The organism is Serratia sp. B501 (assembly GCF_051172315.1).
Taxonomy (GTDB): domain Bacteria; phylum Pseudomonadota; class Gammaproteobacteria; order Enterobacterales; family Enterobacteriaceae; genus Serratia; species Serratia ureilytica.
This window is the reverse complement of the sequence record NZ_JBPIZB010000005.1, coordinates 12731-36416: the sequence shown is the minus strand read 5'-3', so window position 1 is coordinate 36416 and position 23686 is coordinate 12731. Positions and strand designations below refer to the sequence as shown.

The 23686-nt window shown below is 61.0% G+C and carries 19 protein-coding genes; 9 read left to right on the top strand and 10 right to left on the bottom strand.

The annotated features are described in order from the left end of the window. The first annotated feature begins 348 nt into the window (after positions 1–348). A complete protein-coding gene (locus ACSBQV_RS16345) occupies positions 349–2031 on the top strand; it encodes a PglL family O-oligosaccharyltransferase (RefSeq protein ID WP_099784378.1) in 1683 nt (560 codons plus the stop codon). 60 nt (positions 2032–2091) lie between these two features. Here the strand turns inward: ACSBQV_RS16345 and ACSBQV_RS16340 are convergent, their stop codons facing one another. The 10 genes from ACSBQV_RS16340 to csrD form a co-directional block, all read right to left on the bottom strand. Further along, positions 2092–2856 carry a CDP-diacylglycerol diphosphatase gene (locus ACSBQV_RS16340; protein ID WP_099784429.1) on the bottom strand — a complete coding sequence of 255 codons (765 nt, stop codon included), beginning with the start codon at positions 2854–2856 and terminating at the stop codon, positions 2092–2094. Between the two features lie 151 nt (positions 2857–3007). Beyond that, positions 3008–4453 carry a metalloprotease TldD gene (gene tldD / locus ACSBQV_RS16335; protein WP_033651236.1) on the bottom strand — a complete coding sequence of 482 codons (1446 nt, stop codon included), beginning with the start codon at positions 4451–4453 and terminating at the stop codon, positions 3008–3010. 7 nt (positions 4454–4460) lie between these two features. After that, on the bottom strand, positions 4461–5321 hold the full coding sequence (gene nit1, locus ACSBQV_RS16330) for a deaminated glutathione amidase (protein WP_033644455.1): 861 nt from the start codon (positions 5319–5321) through the stop codon (positions 4461–4463). After that, entirely contained in the window at positions 5318–9124 is a 3807-nt protein-coding gene (gene yhdP, locus ACSBQV_RS16325) for an AsmA2 domain-containing protein YhdP (protein WP_434991468.1), read from the bottom strand. Before yhdP ends, nit1 begins: the two co-directional genes overlap by 4 nt. Positions 9125–9212: 88 nt before the next feature. Then, the gene (rng, locus tag ACSBQV_RS16320) at positions 9213–10682 is read right to left on the bottom strand and encodes a ribonuclease G (RefSeq protein WP_019453170.1); all 1470 of its coding nucleotides are present in this window, start codon (positions 10680–10682) and stop codon (positions 9213–9215) included. A 38-nt stretch (positions 10683–10720) separates the two neighbouring features. Continuing rightward, on the bottom strand, positions 10721–11305 hold the full coding sequence (locus tag ACSBQV_RS16315) for a Maf family protein (RefSeq protein WP_033644452.1): 585 nt from the start codon (positions 11303–11305) through the stop codon (positions 10721–10723). Between the two features lie 10 nt (positions 11306–11315). Further along, entirely contained in the window at positions 11316–11804 is a 489-nt protein-coding gene (mreD, locus tag ACSBQV_RS16310) for a rod shape-determining protein MreD (protein ID WP_004936918.1), read from the bottom strand. Further along, on the bottom strand, positions 11801–12826 hold the full coding sequence (gene mreC / locus ACSBQV_RS16305; protein WP_033644451.1) for a rod shape-determining protein MreC: 1026 nt from the start codon (positions 12824–12826) through the stop codon (positions 11801–11803). The genes mreD and mreC overlap by 4 nt, the downstream gene beginning before the upstream one ends. Before the next feature lie 94 nt (positions 12827–12920). After that, on the bottom strand, positions 12921–13964 hold the full coding sequence (mreB, locus tag ACSBQV_RS16300; protein WP_003855260.1) for a rod shape-determining protein MreB: 1044 nt from the start codon (positions 13962–13964) through the stop codon (positions 12921–12923). 412 nt (positions 13965–14376) lie between these two features. Next, positions 14377–16311 (bottom strand): RNase E specificity factor CsrD, encoded by a 1935-nt coding sequence (csrD, locus tag ACSBQV_RS16295; protein ID WP_033644450.1) that lies wholly within the window; start codon positions 16309–16311, stop codon positions 14377–14379. 204 nt (positions 16312–16515) lie between these two features. On the opposite strand from csrD, the gene acuI reads away from it, so the two are divergent. From acuI to panF, 8 genes are all read left to right on the top strand, one after another. Then, positions 16516–17493 carry an acrylyl-CoA reductase (NADPH) gene (acuI, locus tag ACSBQV_RS16290; RefSeq protein WP_033644448.1) on the top strand — a complete coding sequence of 326 codons (978 nt, stop codon included), beginning with the start codon at positions 16516–16518 and terminating at the stop codon, positions 17491–17493. 156 nt (positions 17494–17649) lie between these two features. Next, positions 17650–18651: a protein-methionine-sulfoxide reductase catalytic subunit MsrP gene (gene msrP / locus ACSBQV_RS16285; RefSeq protein ID WP_099784382.1), complete on the top strand. Its 1002-nt coding sequence runs from the start codon at positions 17650–17652 to the stop codon at positions 18649–18651. Further along, complete coding sequence (msrQ, locus tag ACSBQV_RS16280; RefSeq protein WP_099784384.1) at positions 18652–19251, top strand: protein-methionine-sulfoxide reductase heme-binding subunit MsrQ; 600 nt, start codon at positions 18652–18654, stop codon at positions 19249–19251. It begins immediately after the preceding gene. A gap of 287 nt (positions 19252–19538) precedes the next feature. After that, the gene (aroQ, locus tag ACSBQV_RS16275) at positions 19539–19991 is read left to right on the top strand and encodes a type II 3-dehydroquinate dehydratase (protein WP_004936891.1); all 453 of its coding nucleotides are present in this window, start codon (positions 19539–19541) and stop codon (positions 19989–19991) included. 32 nt (positions 19992–20023) lie between these two features. Beyond that, the gene (gene accB / locus ACSBQV_RS16270) at positions 20024–20491 is read left to right on the top strand and encodes an acetyl-CoA carboxylase biotin carboxyl carrier protein (protein ID WP_033636178.1); all 468 of its coding nucleotides are present in this window, start codon (positions 20024–20026) and stop codon (positions 20489–20491) included. Between the two features lie 12 nt (positions 20492–20503). After that, entirely contained in the window at positions 20504–21853 is a 1350-nt protein-coding gene (gene accC, locus ACSBQV_RS16265) for an acetyl-CoA carboxylase biotin carboxylase subunit (protein WP_033651233.1), read from the top strand. Positions 21854–22004: 151 nt separating this feature from the next. Beyond that, positions 22005–22247: a YhdT family protein gene (locus ACSBQV_RS16260; RefSeq protein ID WP_033644445.1), complete on the top strand. Its 243-nt coding sequence runs from the start codon at positions 22005–22007 to the stop codon at positions 22245–22247. Next, entirely contained in the window at positions 22237–23682 is a 1446-nt protein-coding gene (panF, locus tag ACSBQV_RS16255; RefSeq protein ID WP_099784386.1) for a sodium/pantothenate symporter, read from the top strand. The genes ACSBQV_RS16260 and panF overlap by 11 nt, the downstream gene beginning before the upstream one ends. Positions 23683–23686 lie beyond the last annotated feature (4 nt).

Below are 23686 nucleotides of genomic sequence, written 5' to 3'. Positions count from 1 at the left end.
CCACACACGCGAGAACCACAGACAAGACATTGATTTTAATTAATAAAAATAATATTAAGATTAAAAATTGACTGAATAACAATAGATTTGAGAAAATAGCGCGTCTGTTTTTGCAAACAACAAAAATGCCTTTTGCGAGTGAAAAATACGGCTTAACCTTTCTTTGGGCAAACAGCCTCGCGCATTCTCAGGGCAAACATTATTTATCGCTTTACCATAAAGACGGTTTAAATTTCCCGTGAGACATTTTCGATTTCAACATTACACGCATTTCAACACCAGGATAAAGGATAGGGAATAATCAAAACATGCATTTAATAAACGCTATCAGGCCTTGGCAGGTTAACCATGGCCGATAAATCTCCCGCTAACGCAGCGACCATCGCCGTGCTGCCCCTGCTGCTGATCTGGATGGCGGCGGTCCTGCCGATTTATTACCCCAACATGGGCGGCGACGGTCTGGCGCTGCCGCAAAACATTCTGGCCTGGGGCGTCATGGCGCTCACTACGCTGATCGTGACGTTTACCGTTTGCCTGGGTCGCATCCACCTTTCGCTCACGCCCACCGCGCGCCTGTTGCTGCTCGGCATCGCCGTGCTGGCGCTGCCGTTGCTGTATACCCGCCCCGAATGGCGCGAAGACGCCCTGTGGCGCTGCGCCGGTTTGCTCGGCGGTTGGTTGTTCTATGTCGCCTGCCTGCAGCTGCGCGTCACCGCCCGGCAGCGCGAGCTGCTGCTGTTCGGCCTGTTGTTTGCCGTCGGCATTCAGGCGTTGTTGGCGGCTTTACAGCTGTTCGCCCCCGCGCTGGCCTGGGTATCCCCTAACGGCGGCCGGGTCTACGGCGTCTTTCAGCAGCCGAACGTGCTGGGCAGCTTTATCGCCACCGGGCTGGCTTTGGCGCTCTGGCTGCTGCTGGCTCCCTTCTCTGCGCCGACGCGGCGGCGGCAAATCCCGCTGCTCGCGCTGCTGGCCGCTTTCTCCGCCCTGCTGGTGCTGATCCAGTCGCGCGCCGCCTGGTTGGGGGCCGCATTGGCGGCGGCGCTGCTGCTGTGGCGCTTTGCCCGCCAACGCCCGGCCGCAAGCCGCTGGGCCGGCGGCGCGCTGCTGCTGGGCACCGCGATCGGTCTGACGGTGCTGTTCACCGGTTTTGGTCTGGATGGCCGCGCTGGCCTGCTCGGACGGGAGCTTTCCAACAGCGCGCGCCTGACCATGCTGCACGACGTCGGCGCCATGATCCTGGCCAAGCCGCTGCTGGGCTGGGGCTACGGCGGCTTTGAATACAGCTTCGCGCACTTCCGCCTGCAGACAATGCCCTGGCGCGAAGTGCTGGAAGTCGCCGGGCATCCGCACAATGAAATCCTGCTGTGGTGGGTCGAGGGCGGCCTGACGGCGCTGGCGGGTATCGCTATCGTCCTTGCCGCCGGCGTACGGCTGCTGAAAAGCGCCTGGCAACGGGATCGAGAACAGCCGAACGGTGCGCGCGTCGGCCTGTTCCTGGTGCTGCTGCCGATGCTGATACACACTCAGCTGGAATACCCTTTCTATCTGTCTGCGCCGCACTGGCTGGCGTTTCTGCTGCTGCTGGCGCTGCTGGACGGCCAAACCGGCGAGCCCCGCCCGCTGCCGGTCGCCAAAGCCCTGAGCCTGCCGGTGGCGATGGCGGCGCTCGGCGTGCTGGTGATGGCGGCCTTCGCCTGGCAAGGGCGCATGGCGCTCACTCAGTCGGAGCGCACTATGCTGGCCAACATCGACAGCATCGAGCAGATGCCGCCGCCGGCCGCCTGGATCTACCGGGAGCGCAAAACCTTCGACGAGCAATCTCACGCGCTGCTGGTCTATAACCAAACGCGCGATGATGCCCTGTTGACCGGCTATCGGCAGTGGGCCAATGCCTATCTGCAGCGCCGCATCGACGCCAACGTCTACGCCACGCTGATCATGATCTTGCGCTATCAGGGGGAGCAGGCACAAGCCGATGCTCGCCAGCGGGAAGCCGCTTTTCTGTTTGCGCGGGATGCGCGGTTCAGGTAGGGACAACGAGGTGAGAGCGATGCCTCGCCCCTCTCACCTGCGTCATTTTATGTCGCAAAATTAACGCGGCAAAATCGCGCACTCTTTATCCAGCAGCGATTCTACCGAAGCGCGGTTGCCGACGTCCCAGCCGCGCTTCGAGGCCAGCAAAATAAACCCCTGTTGGCCGCCAAACGTAGTGGGCACTAACGCCACGCCATATTCCGCCATCTGCGGCGGCGATAGATGGAAATAATCCGCCAGATCCTTAATCGGGTAAACGCCCATCGCGGTTGGCTGCATCACGCGGCGCGCGTAGTAGGTGTGGCGCAACAGCTTATCCGGCAAGGGCCGCCATTGTTCCTGTATGTAGGGACGTTCCGCCTGCAATTGACGCCGCACGTCCTCACGCAGACAGGTCAGGTGAATATGCAATTGGTTTTGGCTACGGCCATAAGCGGAGTTGATCGCCATGCCCAACATATCATCCGGCACCGGCCCGCCATATTCGGCGGCCAGCCGATAACGCATCAGCCAGGCATAGCCAAAATAGTCCGTCCGTTCCCCGGCCAGCAGCTGCGGGCTTTCAATGCCGGAGAGCGGCGCCGTCGGAACCAGAATAAAATGATAGGGGTAACGCGGGTTTTGCAGCACGCTGAAGCCCTGGGCCTTCCCCTGCGGCATATAAATCTGCTCACAGGGCGCCGGATCGCGCTTTTGCTGATAATTGGCCATGCAAAGCTTCTCGACCACGCCCCACAGCGCATCGGAGCGGGCGCAGCCCGTCAGGGACAGGACGCCCAGCGCCAGCAGCCAACGCCGGGCGGGTATAGCCAGACGCGTCATCATCGTATTGCTCTGTTTTTTCGCCACGTCAATTTTATTCCATTATATCGTGCAGGCTACGGCGTCCTGCCGCGCTTAGCGTTACGAATGCGAGAAAGGCCGCAAAATGGAGCATGATTGAGGGGCCAACGCGTGGCCCCTGGAGGAAAAATTACGCCGTGCCGCCGACGGTGAGCGTGTCCAGTTTCAGCGTCGGTTGGCCGACGCCCACCGGCACGCTCTGGCCTTCTTTGCCGCACACGCCCACGCCTTTATCGAGCGCCAGATCGTTGCCGACCATCGAGATCTGCTGCATAGCCTCGATGCCGGAGCCGATCAGCGTCGCCCCCTTCACCGGTTTAGTGATGCGGCCCTTCTCGATCAGATAGGCTTCGGTGGTGGAGAACACGAACTTGCCGGAGGTGATATCCACCTGGCCGCCGCCAAAGTTCGGCGCGTACAGGCCGTACTCAACGCTGGCGATGATCTCTTCCGGCGTCGATTTACCCGCCAGCATGTAGGTATTGGTCATGCGCGGCATCGGCAGATGCGCGTAGGACTCGCGGCGGCCGTTGCCGGTCGGCGCGACGCCCATCAGGCGCGCGTTGAGCTTGTCCTGCATGTAGCCTTTCAGCACGCCGTTTTCGATCAGCACGTTGTATTGGCCCGGCACGCCTTCGTCGTCGATCGCCAGCGAACCGCGGCGCCCTTGCAGGGTGCCGTCGTCCACCACGGTACACAGCTCAGACGCCACCCGCTCGCCCATATGGCCGCTGAACACCGAGGTGCCGCGCCGGTTGAAGTCGCCTTCCAGGCCATGGCCCACCGCTTCGTGCAGCAGCACGCCCGGCCAGCCGGCACCCAACACCACCGGCATATTGCCGGCCGGCGCCGCTACCGCGCCGAGGTTGACCAGCGCCATGCGCACCGCTTCTTTAGCGTAAGCGTCGGCGCGCACGTCGCCGTCGACGGTTTCCAGGAAGTAGTCATAGCCGAAACGGCCGCCGCCGCCGCTGGAGCCGCGCTCACGCTTGCCGTCCTGCTCCACCAGCACGCTGACGGAAAGGCGCACCAGCGGGCGAACGTCCGCCGCCAGCGTGCCGTCGGTGGCGGCCACCAACACCTGCTCGTAAACGCCGGTGATGCTGGCGTTCACTTCCTGCACCCGCGCATCGGCGGCGCGCGCCACCTTGTCGACGCGGTGCAACAGGGCGATTTTCTCTTCGCGCGGCAGGCTTTGCAGCGGATCGAGCAGCGGGTACAGCGCTCGATAACCGATTTCGCCCAGGGTATGCGCCCGCCCGTCGCCCTGCTCGCGCACGATGCTGCGCGCCGCCTGGGCGCTCTGCTGCAGCGCATTCAGAGTGATCTGATCGGCATAGGCGAACCCGGTCTTCTCACCGCTGACGGCGCGCACGCCGACGCCCTGATCGATATTGTAAGAGCCATCCTTGATGATACCGTCCTCGATCACCCAGGCTTCGTGATAGCTGGACTGAAAATAGAGATCGGCGTAGTCGATACGGCGTTCTGCCAGTTGACCCAGTACCGAGTACAGGTCTTGATGACTCAGCTTGTTGGTAGCGAGTAACTGCTCACTGACAAACGTCAGACTCATAATGGTTTCACTCTTGATTGGAGGATAACTTGTCAGACGGCGCCGTCAGCGACGTCTGGAATCGGTTGTGCTGCAGCACCGGCATCTGCGCACGAATATTTTTCAGGCTTGCGGCGTCCACGCGCACCTTCAGTGCCGCCACGGCGTCCGGGTTCTCGGCCAGTACCTTGCCCCAGCCGTCGACGGCCAGCGTGTGGCCCCAGGTGCGACGGGTCGGCCCGTGGCGCCCGACCTGCGCCGGCGCCAGGATCATGCACTGGTTCTCGATCGCTCGGGCGCGCAGCAGGATTTCCCAATGCGCCTCGCCGGTTACCCGCGTAAAGGCCGCCGGCACCGAAATCAGTTCGGCGCCCTGCGCCCGCAGCGCCTGGAACAGCGCGGGGAAGCGCAGATCGTAGCATATGGTCATGCCCAAACGCCCGACCGGCGTATCCACCACCGTCAGGTGCTGCCCATGCTGGTAGGTATCCGACTCGCGGTAATGGCCGTGCGCGTCGTTGATGTCCACATCGAACATGTGCAGCTTGTCGTAACGGGCGCGGATCTCGCCCTGCTCGTCGAACAACAGGCTGCTGGTGGTGATAAGCTCCGGGTTCTCACGGCTGACGAGCGGCATCGAGCCCACCAGCAACCACACGCCATAGCGGCGCGCCAGTTCGCGCACCGCATTCTGCAGCGGGCCATCGCCCTGTTTTTCCGCCTGTTGGCGGTAGGCTGCGGAGTTGGCGAACAGCAGCGCGTTCTCCGGCGTCATGACCAGTTTTACCCCGGCATTGAGCTGCTTAATCTGCTGTTCAATCTGGGCCAGGTTATCGCGCACCTGATCGCCACTGCACAACTGCAACAACGCAACGTTAGCATTCCTCATGACGCCTTATCCTCCTTTGACTTACGCTGTACCTCATTGATCTTCGGCTGGTCGAGATCGCCGCCGATATGGTAGCGAATCAGCGAAATCTTGCTCCACAGCGGCCCCAGCACCTGCGAGGCGGCGAACACCGCCGCGCCGACGATCGGGTTAACGACAAACGCCGTGGCCACGCCGACGGTCGCTGAAATCGCCGGCGCCACCACCGCTTCCATATCGATGCGGCGGCGCGCCAAATCGATCTGGCCGCTCATAGCAATATCCGCCGCCAAGCCGTCGATTAATAGATTATCAGTATGCATTATGCCATCTTTCAGCCAGGCGGTACTGCGGATGGAATCAAAGTAGAAGCCTTTACCGAAGGTATCGCTGAAGTCGAACTGCAGCTTGCGCAGCAAGGCGTCGAAGCTGACCAGCCGCAGCAGCTGACCGGCGCGGCCGCCGCCCATGCTGTCGATCTCGCCCTTGCCCATTTTGACCTGCAACGCGCCGCTCAGCGTATCGACCCGCGGCTGCCACGGCGTGCCATGCCAGTACAGATCGAAATCCACGTCGTAAGGCGCTCCCTTGAGCGGAATGGTGATGCCAAAGAAGGCGGCGGTTTCATCAATCTTGCCGCCGAGCAGCTTGCCTTTCAGCGAGCTGCGCTCTTCCTGCGCGTTTTGTTTCCACAGGCCGGTGGCGGTCATGCGCCCTTGGCCGGTATCGACCAGGCCGTGATCCAGCGTCAGAGTATCGCCCCGATTAGTCAGATCCGCCTCGACCTTGCCGAGGTTCTGCCCCAGTACCCAGCACGACTTGCAGCGCAACATCAACGAAGGCCAGTCGCGGAAGGAAACTTTTTCGGTCGACGGCGGCGTGCCCGCCGTGTTTTTCGTCTCTGCGAACTGCGGGTTGTAATACAGATAATTGATATCGGCGCGCCACGGCCCGCGATCGGCCACCCGCAGGCTGCCGTCCACTTCGTCGCTCTTGGCGCTCACGAGGGTAGCGCCAAGCTGTTTCTCGGCCGACAGCGTCAGCTTATGCCAGGCCTGGCCGCCCAACAGCAGCTGCGGCGTGGTCAGCGCCACGGTGGTGGGGAAGCTGAAACCGCCCACCTGGCCGCCCTGAATGCCGCCGCCCTGTTTCAGCGCCGGCGCGAGCAGCGCCAGCCACTGCTCACCGTCCAACGCCGGCAGATTCAGCGTCATCGACTTGCCGGCCGGCAGCGGCGGCGTACCGCCCCCGTTGGTTTGCCAGGCGGCGCGCGCCAGATTCACCTGTTTTTTATCGAAGTTCCATTCACTGTTGAAACGGTTCTGTTTGCCCGCGCTGCCGGTCAACATGAAGCCGTTCAGACCACCTTTGACCTTGACGTTCACCGGCAGCGCCTCTCCCGGCGCCTTGTCCAGCGGCGAAGGTAAGTGACTGCTCACTTTCTTCAAATCCGCGTCGAGACCGATATCGTAGCTGGCCGAACCTTGGTGCGGCAGCGTGATGGCCACCTGGCTCTGCCAGGGCGCGCTGCCGCTGAGCGCATCGGCGGCCTCTTTCGGCAGGCCGGGGAACTTGCCCGGCTGCCAGTCTCCTTTCAGACCAACGTTGACTTTGTAGTCACGCTCGCCTTCCTGCGTAGTGAAGTTGACCGCCACCGGTTGCCCGAACCAGTTGGCCGACAGGGTGTCGCTCTCCAGATTGCCGTTGTTGAAACGGAATTTGCCGCTGAGCTTCTGCAGCTCGCTTTCCAGCGGTTTTATCAGCAACGAATTATTGTTCAGCGCCACTTCACCAGTGGCTTTGACCTGCTCGCCGTCCAGCGGGATATCCAGATGTAAGCGCCCACTGACATCGCCGCCGATCTGCAGCTGCTCCAGCGCCGCCCCCAGCGAATCGTGCAACGGCGTCTGCATAAAGTAGTCATGCACATCGCTGCCCGCGCCGGCCACGTCGGCGTCAATCAGCAGCCGCTCTTTCAGGTAATCCGGGATCACCGCACTGATATTTTTACCCGCCACCTTGCCCAACCGGGTTTGCGGCGCATGCATCCACAGCCCCTCGTTGGCGAAATCGAGATCGATCGCCAAATCGGTCAGCGCCGGCCAGCCCGGTTGGAACTGGAAGGTGGCATGGCGCAGCGGTACGAAGACTTCGAACTGTCCTTCGTTTTTGCGATACGGGAAGTGCTGCGGATCGCCGGAATAAATCAGCGTGGCGTTATCCACCTGGCCGCCCTGAATGGCGCCGCTCAGATAGTCCACCAGATGCTTGCCCATCAACGGTTCCGGGAAATAGCGCCAGGCGTCGGCGCCGTCATACAGGCGGATGCCCGCCAGGATGTTCAGCCACGGATCGCCCTTGGCCGGCTGCTGATAACGGAAATCGCCGTTGGCCCACAGCGACTTCGCCTTGACGTCCAGCCCCTGGCTCGCCAGTTCCCAGCCCTGATCGTTGTAACGCCAGGTCAGCGCGCCACGCGCGCGGCTGATTTCAAGCGGCGCGCGGAACATGTCGCCGTAAGGCAGAGTGCTGTCGGTGAGCCCCAGCGTCAGGCGGCCGTTCTCCACCCCGCCGCTCAACGCCCCGGAGAAGTGGTTAACGCCCGGCAACAGTTCCCAACGCTGCCAGCTGACATCGCGCCACAGCGCCTGGAAACGGCTCTTTTCCGGCTGCTTGAGCGGAATGTCCAGCGCCAGCGCTTCCAATTGCCCCTGCGGCTGCAGATCGTTCCAGCGGTCGAGCACGTCCGGGCTGAGGAACGAGAAGGTCGGCAACAGCGCCGACAGACGCTCCAGCTGAATATCAGTCGCGCGCACACGCAGTTCTTCATTCTGCGCCGGCCCCATGAATTCGGTGTTTTCCGGCAGCCACAGCGCGGAAAGCCCGCCCTGCGGCCAGGCCTGGCCGTCGGTGCTCAACCGCAGTTGCGGCACGTCGAGCTGCCAACCGGTGCCCTGGCGGCGCAGCGACAGCGCCAGATTATCCACGTCCAGCCGGTGCTGCGCGGCGCCGGTGTCCCAGTTGGCCGCCCCCTGCTTGAGCAACGCATTGCCGCCGGCGATCTGGCCGTTCTGCACCTGCAGCCAAGCCGCCAGGCTGAAGTCTGCGCTTTCCAGCCCGGTGTTGGCGCGCAGCCAGCGGGTAAACCAGGGTTTCATATCGATGTTATCGGCCTGCAGGTAGACCGTGCCGGTATCCAGCAGGCCCTGATTATCGCGCAGGTCCATGCGCAGCTGCACCACGCCGTGTTGGCCGTTCAGCGTCGACAGGCTGATCTGCCCCTCGGCGCGGTGACGATCGCGGCCGTTGAGCCAGGTCAGTTGGGGAATGTCAAATTCGGCGCGCGCGCCGGCGGGCGTCAGGAACGAGATACGGCTGTCGCGCAAATCGAAGTGATCGAGCTGGCGCAGCATCAGATCGCTGATCTTGCCCGGCTCAAGGCCTTCGCCCTGCTGGTCGCCGCCCAGCGTGGCGTTCAAATCGAGGCGGAATTGGTAGAAGGTCAGATCGCGGAACTGCCAGCGCCAGTGCAGCAGCGACTGCCACACGTCCAACGCCAGCGTCACGCGCTCGATATGCACATCGCTTTTGGGCAGCGTAGCGCTCAGGTTGCGCATTTCAAGCTGCGGGCCGAACGTTTCCCAGCTGCCCTGCACGAAATCCATCCGCACGGGCACGCCGGACAGCTTCTCCACCTGTGCCAGCAGTTGGGGGCGGTAGTCGTTCAGCTTCGGCAGCATCAGGCGCAGCCCGCTGATCAGCAGCGCCACAATCACAATTAGGGTGGCGCCTGTTGCTAACAGAATCCCAGGCAGTCGCCTCACGCAGTTCTCCTTGCTCCGCTGCCTGGCAACGGGAATATCTATGCACTGACGGGCCCGGCGTACCGGGCCCCTACCGATGTCGGGCGGGCTACATCATGACGACGTCGAACTGCTCCTGGCTGTACAACGGTTCGATCTGCACCTTCACCTGTTTGCCGACGAAGATCTCCACTTCGGCCAGCGCGTGCGACTCTTCGCTCTTCAGCGCTTCGCCGACCGCCGCGGAGGCGTACACCAGGAAGCGATCGGAATCGTAGGCGTGATGCACGCGCACAATTTCGCGCAGGATCTCGTAGCACACGGTTTCCACCGTTTTCACGGTGCCGCGCCCATTGCAAGTAGGACAATCGTGACAGAGCACATGTTCAATGCTTTCACGCGTTCGTTTACGCGTCATTTCAACTAAGCCTAGCTGAGAGAAGCCGTTGATCGTGGTTTTTACCCGATCTTTACTCAACGCCTGCTCCAGCGAGTGCAGCACCCGGCGGCGATGCTCTTCGTTGTTCATATCGATGAAGTCGATAATGATGATGCCGCCCAGGTTGCGCAGCCGCAGCTGGCGGGCAATGGCCTGCGTCGCCTCGATGTTGGTATTGAAGATGGTTTCATCGAGGTTGCGGTGGCCGACGAAGGCGCCGGTGTTGATGTCGACGGTGGTCATCGCCTCGGTCTGATCGATGATCAGATAGCCGCCGGACTTCAGCTCTACCTTGCGCTCCAGCGCGCGCTGGATCTCGTTTTCCACATCGTACAGATCGAAAATCGGTTGGCTGCCGGTGTACAGCTCCAGCTTGCGGGTGATGTCCGGGATATACTCGCCGGTAAACTCCACCAGCAGATCGTGCGTCAACCGCGAATCGACGCGAATGCGATCCAGCGCCGCGCCGGCGAAGTCGCGCAGGATGCGCTGCGCCAGCGCCAGCTCGCCGTACAGCTTGTATTTGGTCTGGTTGCGCTTCTTGCGCTCCATCACCTTGGTCCACAGGCGTTTGAGGAACGCCGCGTCCTGCGCCAGCTCCTCCTCGCCGATGCCCTCCGCCGCGGTGCGGATGATAAAACCGCCCAGCTCGTCGCAGTGCGGCGCAACGATGGACTTCAGGCGTTCGCGCTCGGCTTCGCTTTCAATGCGCTGCGACACGCCGACGTGCGCCGCGCCCGGCATGAAGACCAGATAGCGCGAAGGCAGCGTAATGTCGGTAGTCAGACGCGCGCCCTTGGTGCCGAGCGGATCTTTCACCACCTGCACCATCAGGTCTTGCCCCTGGCGCACCAGCTCGGCGATGTCGCGCACGTGGAAGTTTTTCCGCTCGTCGCCGGCGACGCATTCGGTATGCGGCATGATGTCGGAGGCGTGCAGGAAGGCGGCCTTGTCCAGGCCGATGTCGACGAACGCCGCCTGCATCCCCGGCAGGACGCGGCTGACGCGCCCTTTATAGATATTGCCGACGATGCCGCGTTTGGATTCGCGTTCGATATGAATCTCTTGCAGAATGCCGCCATCGATATAGGCGACCCGCGTTTCAGACGGTGTGATATTAACCAGTAGCTCAGCTGTCATGCCTTCTCCTCAGAGCCGGTCGATAATGGCAGCGCCCATCAACCGGTTCTTACATCACGTAATGCGACAAAATTACTGAGCAGCTCATGTGTTTCGACCAGTGGCAGACCGACCACCGCGTGATAACTCCCGGTTATCGTTCTGACGAAACAACCACCCTTTCCTTGAATGCCGTAGGCGCCCGCTTTATCCATCGGTTCGCCCGTAGCAATATAGTCGCGGATATCCTGTTGCGACAGGCTGCGGAACGTCACGTCGGTCACCACCAGCTGGCAACGCACGTCTTGGCGATCGGCGATCGCCACCGCCGTCATCACCTGATGCTGTTTGCCCGACAGGGCCGCCAGCATCTGTGCCGCATGGGCTTCGTCGCGCGGCTTCTCCAGCACCCGGCCGTTGAGCACCACGATGGTGTCGGCGCCCAGCACCGGCCGATCTTCCTGCGCCAGCGCCACGCCCGCTTTGGCCTTGTCCTGCGCCAGGCGGCGCACATAGGCTTCTGCGGCTTCGCCTTCCCGGCGCTGCTCTTCGGTATGCGTCAACAGGATGTCGAACGATACGCCCAGCAGGGTCAGCAGTTCACGTCGACGTGGGGAGCCGGAGGCCAGATAAAGCGAAGTCATTGAGATACCCTTACTGTACGGCGAACTGACGGCGGATTTTGCGCATCAACAGGAATAACCACGGCCACAAAATGCCGTTTACCACACTACTCCAGAACACCTCTGGGCGGAAAGAGACGTTGATCACTAAAAACTCAGCCCAGAACACCACCACGTCCATCGACAGCGACAGCAGCACGACGATCAGCGCCTGTTGCCACAGCGCCATATTGCGGAACAGTTGGAATTTGAACGCCACCAGGTAGGCGATGATGCCCAGCGCCAGCGCGCGCACGCCCAGCGTGGAACCGAGGATCAGATCCATGATCAACCCCAGCACGAAACCGGTGCCGACGTTGACGCGGTGCGGCAAGGCCATCACCCAGTAGATGAGGATCAGCACCAGCCACGAAGGCCGGAACATGTAGATCTGTTCCGGCCACGGCATGATTTGCAGCACCAACGCCACCAGGAACGACAGCCAGATGATCCAGCGCCCGTGGCTGCGGTAACTGTTCATTGCACCACTCCCGCCGCGGCAGGCTGGGCTGGAGGCTGGGCAGACGCCGGAGCGACGGTTTGCGGCGCCACGCCGGTGGCCGGCGCCGGCAGCTGCGGCCCGACCGAACCGGCAGGCGGCAGCACCTGCGGCATCATCTGCATCAGGCGCTCATTGGCCACGCGGTGAACTTCGTCCGGCGGCAACGGCATGTCGCCGTTGCGATCGGCGCCCCACAGCAGCAGCAGGTAGCGCAAGCGCTGCAGACCGGCGGTCGGCCGCGCCTGAATGACGGTGTAAGCGCGTTGATTGTCGACCTTGACCGAAGAGACTACCGCCACCGGATAACCTTCCGGGAAACGGCCGCCGAGGCCGGAGGTCACCAGCACGTCGCCAACGCGGATATCGGTATTGTTCGGCAGGTGTTCCAGCTGCAGATCGTCGGCGCAGCCGCTGCCTGCGGCGATCACCCGAATATCGTTGCGCAGCACCTGAATCGGCAACGCGTGCGAGGCATCGCAGATCAGCAGCACGCGGCTGGTCACCTTCGCCACCGCCACGACCTGGCCAACCACGCCCTTGTCGCTGATCACCGGCTGGCCTTCATAGACGCCGTTGTCCGACCCTTTGTCGATAACGACCTGGTCGCTGTACGGATCGGAACCGGTGGAGATCACCTGGGTGACCATCTTGTGTTCGTCCTGGCGCAGCGGGGAACCCAGCAGCTCGCGCAAGCGGGCGTTTTCCTGCTTGAATTGGCCAAGAAGAAGAATATCGCTGTTTTTCAGCAGCAGTTCCTGCCGCAGAGCTCGGTTTTCCAGCTCCAGCTGTTGGCGGGTGGCCAGCGTTTCCGACACGCTGTCCAAAACTTTACGCGGCCCGTTGGCCAGAAAATAGAAAGGGCTGACCGCGGTGTCCATGTAGTTACGTATCTTCACGAACGTGCCGAGCCGGCTGTCGGCAACGATCAGGCCAATGGCCGCGATCACCGCCAAAAAAAGTCGCAGTTGCAGGGAAGGCCCCCTGCTAAAAATCGGCTTCATAAATTATGCGAGTTCCTCGACAACAGAAAGAGGAACCGTACCCGATTTTCGCTGTGCGCATTCATCCGATACGATTCCTCCTTCCAGGGGCTGACTATTCTTCGCTGAACAAATCGCCGCCGTGCATGTCGATCATTTCCAACGCCTTGCCGCCGCCGCGCGCCACGCAGGTCAGCGGATCTTCCGCCACCACGACCGGGATGCCGGTTTCTTCCATCAGCAGGCGATCGAGGTTGCGCAGCAACGCGCCGCCGCCGGTCAAGACCATGCCGCGTTCGGAAATGTCGGAGGCCAATTCTGGCGGGCACTGCTCCAGCGCAACCATCACCGCGCTGACGATGCCGGTCAGCGGCTCTTGCAGGGCTTCGAGGATTTCATTGGAGTTCAGGGTAAAGCCGCGCGGTACGCCTTCAGCCAGGTTACGGCCGCGCACTTCGATTTCGCGCACTTCGTCGCCCGGATAGGCAGAACCGATTTCGTGCTTGATGCGCTCTGCGGTGGCTTCGCCGATCAGCGAGCCATAGTTGCGGCGCACATAATTGATGATGGCTTCATCGAAACGGTCACCGCCGATGCGCACGGAAGAGGAGTACACCACGCCGTTCAGCGAGATCACCGCCACTTCAGTGGTACCGCCACCGATATCCACCACCATGGAGCCGGTCGCTTCGGAAACCGGCAAGCCTGCGCCGATCGCCGCCGCCATCGGCTCTTCAATCAGGAACACTTCACGCGCGCCGGCCCCTTGGGCGGACTCGCGGATAGCGCGGCGTTCAACCTGGGTTGCGCCGACCGGCACACAGACCAGCACGCGCGGGCTTGGGCGCATAAAGCTGTTGCTGTGAACCTGTTTGATAAAGTGCTGCAGCATTTTTTCGGTCACGAAGAAGTCGGCGATCACGCCGTCTTTCATCGGGCGAATAGCCGCGATGTTGCCGGGGGTGCGGCCCAGCATCTGTTTGGCGTCATGACCGACGGCCGCTACGCTCTTTGGGGAGCCGGCACGATCCTGGCGAATGGCAACCACCGAAGGTTCATTCAGTACGATGCCTTGCCCTTTAACATAAATCAGGGTATTGGCGGTACCCAAGTCGATGGACAAGTCGTTGGAAAACATGCCACGAAATTTCTTAAACATAACGAAAGGATAATCCTGCAAGCTGGGGGCGGAAAATAAAATCCGCCTACTTTACCAACCACACGAAGCAGCGACAAGGCGCAAAAACGTTCTACTTCGGTGAAAAATAGTCTGTATTGTTTCTGCTCGAATGCACGGAAATTGGATGAGGCCTGAATTCCCTGAACAAAGGCTCAGTTTACCACCCTGTCAACGCACGAAACGGCGTAACACAGCTCATAAAATCTAACATATTCCCTGATTGCCGCCGGTGGTAAGCACCTACCAACGTCAACCAGATAAAGGCAGACAAGAGCCTATCTCAAATAGGCGTTGTTGTCGCAGGCAGTTTGGAAAAAACTCCAAAAAGACGGTAACGAGGCCCAGATGGATCCGGTCCTCATTCTACGTCAATTTTTGTCCGTCAATCAGCTTAAACACGATAACGACGTGAATATTTTTTACGCCCCACGTCGATCGGTTCCGGCGACGCGAAAAAGTCGCCCTGCCCGCCATGGATCCCACGCTCTTTCAGCGTCTGCCATTCGTTGCGCGTACGAACGCTGGCAGCGAACACCTGAGCGCGCGTGCCCGCGCAGGCGCCGGTCAGGCTCTGCACGAACAGCTGGTTTTCGTCCCGCTTATCGATACTCCGCACCAACCCCGGATGGAGCTTGACGATCTCCACCTGCAACGACTTGATATAGGACGTACTGACCACGGTTAACCCCGCTTTGGACACCGCCAGGCGGCAACCCAGCCCTGACAGCAACCTCAGCACCGGACGCAAACGGTCGATATGTTGACACACATCTGCCTCCGCAAGTTCAATCAGAATTCGTCGACGCTGACTTTTTTCGCACTGCAACAGCGTATCGCGCAGCCAGCGTTGGAAAGAGCGCTGCAAAATCGAGTCCACGCACAGCGGGAACGCCAGCGTTTCTTCAGGCCACTGCGCCAGCAACGGGATGATGCGGCTCACCTGTTGGCGATCGTAACTCTCCGCCAACCCCAATTGCTCCACCAGCGGCATATATTCCGCCGGCAGCAATTCCTGGGCGCCGTCATAAATTCGGCTCATGATCTCGCGGTGGTGCACCTCGCCTTCCACGGTCACCGCCGGTTTCTGATACAGCCGCGGGCCGCCGCGCGCCAGCACCTGTTCCAGCAGCGTGCGCCACTTGACGCTGCCGCGCCCCTTTTCCGGCACCTGGCTGTCGTACACGTACCAACCGTTTTCGCCCTGCAGCGTGGCGTGCCGCGTCGCCTGCTCCGCGTAATCGATCACCTGCTCCGTGGTCTGGCCGCTGCGGTACGCCACGATGCCGATGTGCAGGAAGGCCTCACGGTCGATCATCGCCGTGGAAGGCAAGGCATCGATGGCGTTGACCAGCTGTGAGGCGATGCCGTCGGCCTCCTTCAGCGTGCGATGCGGCAGCAAGACGGTAAAATCGCTGTGAAAATAGCGCGCCAGCAGCGCCGACGGATAGCGCATCACGAAGGTAGACAGCAGATTGACCAGCGAATACATCAGCTCCTGCACCGCTACGCTGCCGTGCGTGTCGCGCAGGGTCTCGAAATCGGGCAGCCGCACCATCATCACGATGCCGTGCGAGCCTTCCTCTTCCAGCTGAGTGGTCAATTGGTTATCGAAGAACAGGCGATTGTTCAGCCCGGTTTTGGCGTCCTGCGCGGCGAAGGCGCGGATCAGCGTATCGACCCGGCTGCGCTCCTCCCGGGCTTCCGCCAGATCGGCCAGCAGGCGGTCGAGCGCCCCGCTGACGTTGGCCGGCCATTCGCGCACGTCGCCCTGCATGACGTTTTCGCGCTCGCCGTTCAGAATGCGCCGCGCGCGGCGCTCCAGACGATCCTCGCCGTCGGCCTGTTCACGCAGCCAGCGCAGGCTGAACAGCAAAATCACCACCATAACGACGATCGACAGCGTGACGGCGGCCGTGGATTGCAACGTGCGCACATCGCTGGCGAAGGGATCGAGGTAGGTGATTTGCAGCGTACTGCCCGGGTGCTGCAACAGCGGCCGCGAGACCTGACGATAGCCGTTCAGCGCATCCCAGGGCTCTTTTTTCGCCGTCGGCAATTTATAGTCGAGGAGCTTGCTGGCGCCGGCCTCTACGCGGATCGACACAATGCCGAGCGGGCGCATGACAATCGGCAACCATTTCTCCTGATCGCGCGGCGACTCGCGCAACATGGCTTGATCGAGAGACGTGACCAGCGAATCAAAGCGACGCTCCTGGCGATCCTGGGTAACGTAAAAGAAGCTGTATGAGCATCCCATCAGCATCAAAAACATCGCCAGCGCGACCAACAGAGTGATCAATGCAGAGAGTTTGGTGGTAAATCGCATCCCTGTGCCTTGTCCGCTATGGTTAAGTGAGTGTTCACCCTTTAGCTAAAAGGGGCCGTCCAACCCTAACAAGCCTTGCTGAGGAATTAAACCTGCAAGCGCCGTTTTTGTCCTTTATCAGGACTTGGGCCGCTTATTATGCATATAGTCAAATAAATGTGATTCAGCCATTGATAGAAAAGTGTAAACGAGAGGAAGAGTGACATGCGTGCACTGTTATTGGAACAACAAGACGACCAAACTCTGGCTCATATCAAAGATATCGGCAGCGATCGGTTGCCGGAAGGCGATGTTACCGTCGACATCAACTGGTCCAGCCTGAACTACAAGGATGCGCTGGCGATCACCGGGAAAGGCAAGATCGTGCGTCATTTCCCGATGGTGCCGGGCATCGACTTCGCCGGCACCGTGCGCCACAGCGGTGACGCTCGCTTTAAAGAGGGGCAAAGCGTGGTGCTCACCGGCTGGGGCGTGGGTGAACACCACTGGGGCGGCCTGGCCGAGCAGGCTCGCGTCTCCGGCGAGTGGCTGGTGCCGCTGCCGAACGGCCTGGATGAGCGCAAGGCGATGATCATCGGCACCGCCGGCTTTACCGCCATGCTGTGCGTGATGGCGCTGGAGGAAGGCGGGGTACACCCGGACGACGGCGATATCCTGGTTACCGGCGCCAGCGGCGGCGTGGGCAGCACCGCCATCGCCCTGCTGGCGGCGCTGGGGTACCGGGTGACCGCCATCAGCGGCCGCGACAGCAATACCGACTACCTGAAAGCGCTCGGCGCCAAAGAGGTGATGTCGCGCGATGGCTATATCGACACGCCGCGTCCGCTGGAGAAACAGCTGTGGGCCGGCGCGGTGGACACCGTCGGCGACAAACTGCTGGCCCGGGTGCTGGCGCAGATGAACTATAACGGCACCGTCGCCGCCTGCGGCCTGGCCGGCGGCTATCAGTTGCCGACCACCGTGATGCCGTTCATTCTGCGCAATGTGCGCCTGCAAGGGGTGGACTCGGTGCATACGCCGCTGCATCGCCGCCAAACCGCCTGGGAACGGCTGGCCGGCATTCTGCCGGACAGTTTCTATCAGCAAGCCACGCACGAAATCACCCTCGAACAGGCGCCGGCCACCGCCGCCGCGCTGCTGAACAACCAAATCACCGGCCGCACTCTGGTGAAAATCCGCTGACGGACTCCCCCCGGCGACGGGGGGCTCACCGGCGTCTGCGAAATTTCATATTTTCCCGCGTCCCCTCGCTTCCGGCCGGCTTTAGCGCCATGCTTATTTCATGGAGCCCCGTTAACCGCTCGCGGGCGGCGGGCATCAGTCGCGGAGAACATAAGCATGAACAAACACCCCAAATTGACCGAGGCCGACGTCACGCCGGAGAGCGTATTCCACCAGCGGCGCAAAGTGCTGCAGGCGCTCGGCATCACCGCCGCCACGCTGGCGCTGCCTACCGGCGCACAGGCGGACCTGCTGTCGTGGTTCAAAGGCAACGATCGTCCCAAGGCGCCGCCGGGCAAAGCGCTGGAATTCAGCAAACCGGCCGCCTGGCAGGCGCAGCTGGCGATGACGCCGGAAGACAAGGTCACCGGCTACAACAACTTCTATGAGTTCGGCCTCGACAAGGCCGATCCGGCCGCCAACGCCGGCGGGCTGAAGACCGAAGGCTGGAAAGTGCGCATCGACGGCGAAGTGGCGAAGCCGATAACGCTGGATATCGACGATCTGATGAAACGTTTCCCGCTGGAGCAGCGCATTTATCGCATGCGCTGCGTCGAGGCCTGGTCGATGGTGGTGCCGTGGATCGGTTTCGAACTGGGCAAGCTTCTCAAGCTGGCCGAGCCGAACGGCAACGCGCGCTACGTGGCCTTCCAGACGCTGTACGATCCGGAACAGATGCCCGGCCAGAAAGATCGCTTTATCGGCGGCGGCCTGAAATATCCCTACGTCGAAGGGCTGCGGCTGGACGAGGCGATGCATCCGCTGGCGCTGCTGACCGTCGGCGTGTACGGCAAAACCCTGCCGCCGCAAAACGGCGCGCCGCTGCGGTTGATTACGCCGTGGAAATACGGCTTCAAAGGCATCAAGTCGATCGTGCATATCCGTTTGGTGCGCGATCAGCCGCCGACCACCTGGAACCAATCTGCGCCGAACGAGTACGGTTTTTACGCCAACGTGAATCCGCACGTCGATCATCCGCGTTGGTCGCAGGCCACCGAGCGTTTCATCGGCACCGGCGGCATACTCGACGTCAAACGCCAACCGACTCTGCTGTTTAACGGCTATGCCGATCAGGTGGCGTCGCTGTATCGCGGCATGGACCTGCGGGAGAATTTCTAGGTGCGCCTGACGCCTGTTCATATCAAATGGCTGAAAGCCGCCCTGCATCTGGCGGCGTTTTTGCCCTTTCTCTGGCTGGTGTTGGCGGTGGATCAGGGCTGGTTCAGCGCCGATCCGTCCAAGGACATTCAGCATTTTACCGGCAGGATGACGCTGAAACTGCTGCTGGCCACGCTGGCTATCGCCCCGCTGGCGCGCTACGCCCGGCAGCCGCTGCTGATCCGCTGCCGCCGCCTGGTCGGGCTGTGGTGCTTTGCCTGGGGCACGTTGCACCTGATAAGCTACTCTACGCTGGAACTGGGGCTGAGCAATCTCGGCCTGCTGGGCAGCGAGCTGGTGAACCGCCCGTATCTGACGCTCGGCATCCTCACCTGGCTGATCCTGCTGGCGCTGGCGGCCACCTCGACGCTGTGGGCGATGCGCAAACTGGGCGCCAAATGGCAAACGTTGCACAACTTCGTCTATCTGGCGGCGATCTTCGCGCCCATTCACTATCTGTGGTCGGTCAAAACGTTTTCACCCCAGCCGTTCATTTACGCGCTGTTGGCGGTGGCGCTGTTGGGTCTGCGTTACAAGAAATTCCGCGCCTGGTGGCGCTGAACCGCGCGGCGGCGCGCGGGATTGCCGCTGAAAAACGCGCGCCGCCGGCGGGAACTTTTTTTGTGTTCCAGCGCTCATATTCCTGTCACGGCTTCCCGAGTTCGTCGATTTGGGGTTGAATATCTTCGCTGATAAGACCAGTATTTAGCTGCGAATTGCTACGATATCGTTATAATGCCCGACCTTGTTTCTGTTCTCAGGGTGAATTTGCCCCTTAACAGGTGACAAATCGGTAACATCGGGTTATTTTCTACGATGATGGTTTTATTGCCGGAGATACCAGCACAATGGCGGATAAGTTTCACATTTTGCTTCTGAACGGCCCCAATCTCAATCTGCTGGGGACGCGTGAGCCGGAGAAGTACGGCAGCACGACGCTGACAGAGATTGTTAACGGATTGGAAAACCAGGCATCCGCATTGGATATTACCCTGAGCCATCTGCAGTCCAACGCCGAGCATCAACTGATCGATCGCATCCATCAGGCGCGCGGCAATACCGATTTCATTCTGATAAATCCGGCGGCGTTCACGCATACCAGCGTGGCGCTGCGCGATGCGTTGCTGGCGGTGCAGATCCCGTTCATCGAGATCCACCTGTCCAACGTGCACGCCCGCGAACCTTTCCGCCATCACTCTTATCTCTCAGACGTAGCGGTAGGCGTGATTTGCGGCCTCGGCGCGGATGGCTACGCTTTCGCTTTACAGGCAGCGGTTAACCGTCTGTCGAAAACCCACTAATTGCTCCACAAAAAGAGTACGGAATCACACTCATGGATATTCGTAAAATCAAGAAACTGATCGAACTGGTTGAAGAATCAGGCATTTCTGAACTGGAAATCTCTGAAGGCGAAGAATCGGTTCGCATCAGCCGTGCCGCACCGGCGCAGGCTTATCCCGTCATGCAGCAGGCCTACGCGATGCCGGCACAGCAGCAGCCAGCCCTGGCTAACGCCGTTGCCACCGCGCCTGCGGCAGAAACCCCTGCAGCACCGGCGGCCGTGAGTGGCCACGTCGTTCGTTCTCCAATGGTAGGCACCTTCTACCGCACCCCAAGCCCGGACGCGAAAGCCTTCGTGGAAGTGGGCCAGAAAGTGAACGCCGGCGATACCCTGTGCATCGTTGAAGCCATGAAAATGATGAACCAGATCGAAGCGGACAAGTCCGGCGTCGTGAAAGCCATCCTGGTGGAAAACGGCCAGCCGGTCGAATATGACGAGCCGCTGGTCGTCATCGAATAACGAGGCGCCCCCATGCTTGATAAAATTGTTATCGCCAACCGCGGCGAGATCGCGCTTCGCATCCTGCGTGCCTGTAAAGAACTGGGCATCAAGACCGTTGCGGTTCACTCCGCGGCCGACCGCGATCTGAAACACGTTCTGCTGGCCGACGAGACCGTTTGCATCGGCCCTGCGCCATCGGTAAAAAGCTATCTGAACATCCCGGCCATCATCTCGGCGGCGGAAATCACCGGCGCGGTGGCGATCCACCCGGGCTACGGCTTCCTGTCCGAGAACGCCGACTTCGCCGAGCAGGTTGAGCGCTCCGGTTTCATCTTCATCGGCCCGAAAGCCGAAACCATCCGCCTGATGGGCGACAAGGTTTCCGCGATCAACGCCATGAAAAAAGCCGGCGTGCCATGCGTGCCGGGCTCCGACGGCCCGCTGACCGACGACATGGATAAAAACCGTGCCTTCGCCAAGCGCATCGGTTATCCGGTGATCATCAAGGCCTCCGGCGGCGGCGGCGGTCGCGGCATGCGCGTCGTGCGCAGCGACAAAGACCTTGAGCAGTCCATCAACATGACGAAAGCGGAAGCCAAAGCGGCTTTCAACAACGACATGGTGTACATGGAAAAATACCTGGAGAATCCGCGTCACATCGAGATTCAGGTATTGGCCGACGGCCAGGGCAACGCCATCTATCTGGCCGAGCGCGACTGCTCCATGCAGCGTCGCCACCAGAAAGTGGTCGAAGAAGCGCCGGCGCCGGGCATCACCAGCGAAATGCGCCGTTACATCGGCGAGCGCTGCTCGAAAGCCTGTGTGGAAATCGGCTATCGCGGTGCGGGCACCTTCGAGTTCCTGTATGAAAACGGCGAGTTCTATTTCATCGAAATGAACACCCGTATTCAGGTAGAGCACCCGGTTACCGAAATGATCACCGGCGTGGATCTGATCAAAGAGCAGCTGCGCATCGCTGCCGGTCAGCCGCTGTCGATCAAACAGGAAGAAGTGAAGATCCACGGCCATGCGGTAGAATGCCGCATCAACGCCGAAGATCCGAACACCTTCCTGCCGAGCCCGGGCAAGATCACCCGCTTCCACGCGCCAGGCGGTTTCGGCGTGCGTTGGGAATCTCATATCTACGCCGGTTATACCGTACCGCCGTACTATGACTCCATGATCGGCAAACTGATCACCTACGGCGAAAACCGTGACGTGGCGATTGCCCGCATGAAAAACGCCCTGGCTGAACTGATCATCGACGGCATCAAAACCAACGTTGAGCTGCAGCAGAAGATCATGAACGACGAAAACTTCCAGCACGGTGGCACCAACATCCACTATCTGGAGAAGAAGCTGGGTCTGCAGGAAACCTAAGCAGGCACGCAGCATCGTCTGACGAAAGGCCGGTTAATCACCGGCCTTTTTCTTTGGCGTTGACGCCAGTAACGGCTTGGCAAAACGCCGTCATGCCGTAAAATTCCCTACCTTTGATGAATCCATCACCGTAAACCTATGGGAGACACGGATGGACAAACGCTTTATTCAGGCGCACCGCGAAGCGCGCTGGGCGCTGGGGCTGACGCTGCTCTACCTGCTGGCCTGGGGGCTGGCGGCCTACCTGCCGGACAGCGCCATCGGCGTCACCGGCCTGCCGCACTGGTTCGAAATGGCCTGCCTGCTGGTACCGCTGCTGTTCATCGGCCTGTGCTGGCTGATGGTGCGCACGGTGTTCCGCGACATTTCGCTGGAGGACAGCGATGCAAACTGAAGTGATCCTGCCGCTGGTCGCCTACCTGTTGCTGGTGTTCGGCCTGTCGGTGTATGCCTATCGCCGCCGTCAGAACGGAAATTTCCTCAGCGAATACTTCCTCGGCAACCGCTCGATGGGTGGCTTTGTGCTGGCGATGACCCTGACCGCCACCTACATCAGCGCCAGTTCGTTTATCGGCGGGCCCGGCGCCGCCTACAAATACGGCCTGGGCTGGGTACTGCTGGCGATGATCCAACTGCCGGCGGTGTGGCTGTCGCTCGGCGTGCTGGGCAAGAAATTCGCCATCCTGGCGCGGCGCTACAACGCCATTACCCTCAATGACATGCTGTATGGCCGCTACCAAAGCCGCCTGTTGGTGTGGCTGGCCAGCCTCAGCCTGCTGGTGGCGTTTCTCGGCGCCATGACGGTGCAGTTCATCGGCGGCGCCCGCCTGTTGGAGACCGCCGCCGGCATTCCTTATGACACCGGCCTGCTGATCTTCGGCATCAGCATCGCGCTGTACACCGCCTTCGGCGGCTTCCGCGCCAGCGTGCTGAACGACGCCATGCAGGGGCTGGTGATGCTGCTTGGCACCGTGCTGCTGCTGGTGGCGGTGATCCATGCCGCCGGCGGACTGGACAGCGCAGTAAGCAAACTGCAGCAGATCGATCCGGCGCTGGTGTCGCCGCAGGGCGGCGATCAGATCCTCAGCCTGCCGTTTATGGCGTCATTCTGGATCCTGGTGTGCTTTGGGGTGATCGGCCTGCCCCACACCGCCGTGCGCTGCATCTCCTACAAGGACAGCAAGGCGGTGCATCGCGGCATTCTGCTCGGCACCGTAGTGGTGGCGGTGCTGATGTTCGGCATGCACCTGGCCGGCGCGCTCGGCCGCGCGGTATTGCCCGATCTCAAGATCCCCGATCAGGTGATCCCAACGCTGATGATCACCGTGCTGCCGCCGTACGCCGCCGGGATCTTTTTGGCGGCGCCGATGGCGGCGATCATGTCGACCATCAACGCCCAACTGCTGCAATCCTCCGCCACCATCATCAAGGATCTCTACCTGGGCGTGCGGCCGCAGCAGATCCACAACGAGCGATTGATCAAGCGCTTCTCCAGCCTGACCACGCTGATCCTCGGTCTGCTGGTGCTGCTGGCGGCCTGGCGGCCGCCTGAGATGATCATCTGGCTCAATCTGCTGGCTTTCGGCGGGCTGGAGGCGGTCTTCCTGTGGCCGCTGGTGCTGGGTCTGTATTGGCAACGCGCCAATGCACAGGGAGCGCTTAGCTCAATGGTGTCGGGTGCGGTATGCTATACGCTATTGGCCAGCTTCAACCTGCAACCGGCGGGGCTGCACCCTATCGTGCCTTCGCTGTTGCTCAGCCTGTTGGCGTTTTATCTCGGTAACGTCGTCGGCGAAAAGCGCCGGGCGGCGTCATCATTACCCTCTTGAAGAG

Coding starts and splice junctions, on each gene's coding strand:
- aroQ (WP_004936891.1), top strand. CDS start 19,539: ATGGCGGATAAGTTTCACATTTTGCTTCTGAACGGCCCCAATCTCAAT.
- panF (WP_099784386.1), top strand. CDS start 22,237: ATGCAAACTGAAGTGATCCTGCCGCTGGTCGCCTACCTGTTGCTGGTG.
- acuI (WP_033644448.1), top strand. CDS start 16,516: ATGCGTGCACTGTTATTGGAACAACAAGACGACCAAACTCTGGCTCAT.
- mreD (WP_004936918.1), bottom strand. CDS start 11,804: ATGAACAGTTACCGCAGCCACGGGCGCTGGATCATCTGGCTGTCGTTC.
- csrD (WP_033644450.1), bottom strand. CDS start 16,311: ATGCGATTTACCACCAAACTCTCTGCATTGATCACTCTGTTGGTCGCG.
- mreB (WP_003855260.1), bottom strand. CDS start 13,964: ATGTTTAAGAAATTTCGTGGCATGTTTTCCAACGACTTGTCCATCGAC.
- ACSBQV_RS16340 (WP_099784429.1), bottom strand. CDS start 2,856: ATGACGCGTCTGGCTATACCCGCCCGGCGTTGGCTGCTGGCGCTGGGC.
- ACSBQV_RS16345 (WP_099784378.1), top strand. CDS start 349: ATGGCCGATAAATCTCCCGCTAACGCAGCGACCATCGCCGTGCTGCCC.
- tldD (WP_033651236.1), bottom strand. CDS start 4,453: ATGAGTCTGACGTTTGTCAGTGAGCAGTTACTCGCTACCAACAAGCTG.
- accB (WP_033636178.1), top strand. CDS start 20,024: ATGGATATTCGTAAAATCAAGAAACTGATCGAACTGGTTGAAGAATCA.
- ACSBQV_RS16260 (WP_033644445.1), top strand. CDS start 22,005: ATGGACAAACGCTTTATTCAGGCGCACCGCGAAGCGCGCTGGGCGCTG.
- accC (WP_033651233.1), top strand. CDS start 20,504: ATGCTTGATAAAATTGTTATCGCCAACCGCGGCGAGATCGCGCTTCGC.
- nit1 (WP_033644455.1), bottom strand. CDS start 5,321: ATGAGGAATGCTAACGTTGCGTTGTTGCAGTTGTGCAGTGGCGATCAG.
- rng (WP_019453170.1), bottom strand. CDS start 10,682: ATGACAGCTGAGCTACTGGTTAATATCACACCGTCTGAAACGCGGGTC.
- msrP (WP_099784382.1), top strand. CDS start 17,650: ATGAACAAACACCCCAAATTGACCGAGGCCGACGTCACGCCGGAGAGC.
- ACSBQV_RS16315 (WP_033644452.1), bottom strand. CDS start 11,305: ATGACTTCGCTTTATCTGGCCTCCGGCTCCCCACGTCGACGTGAACTG.
- mreC (WP_033644451.1), bottom strand. CDS start 12,826: ATGAAGCCGATTTTTAGCAGGGGGCCTTCCCTGCAACTGCGACTTTTT.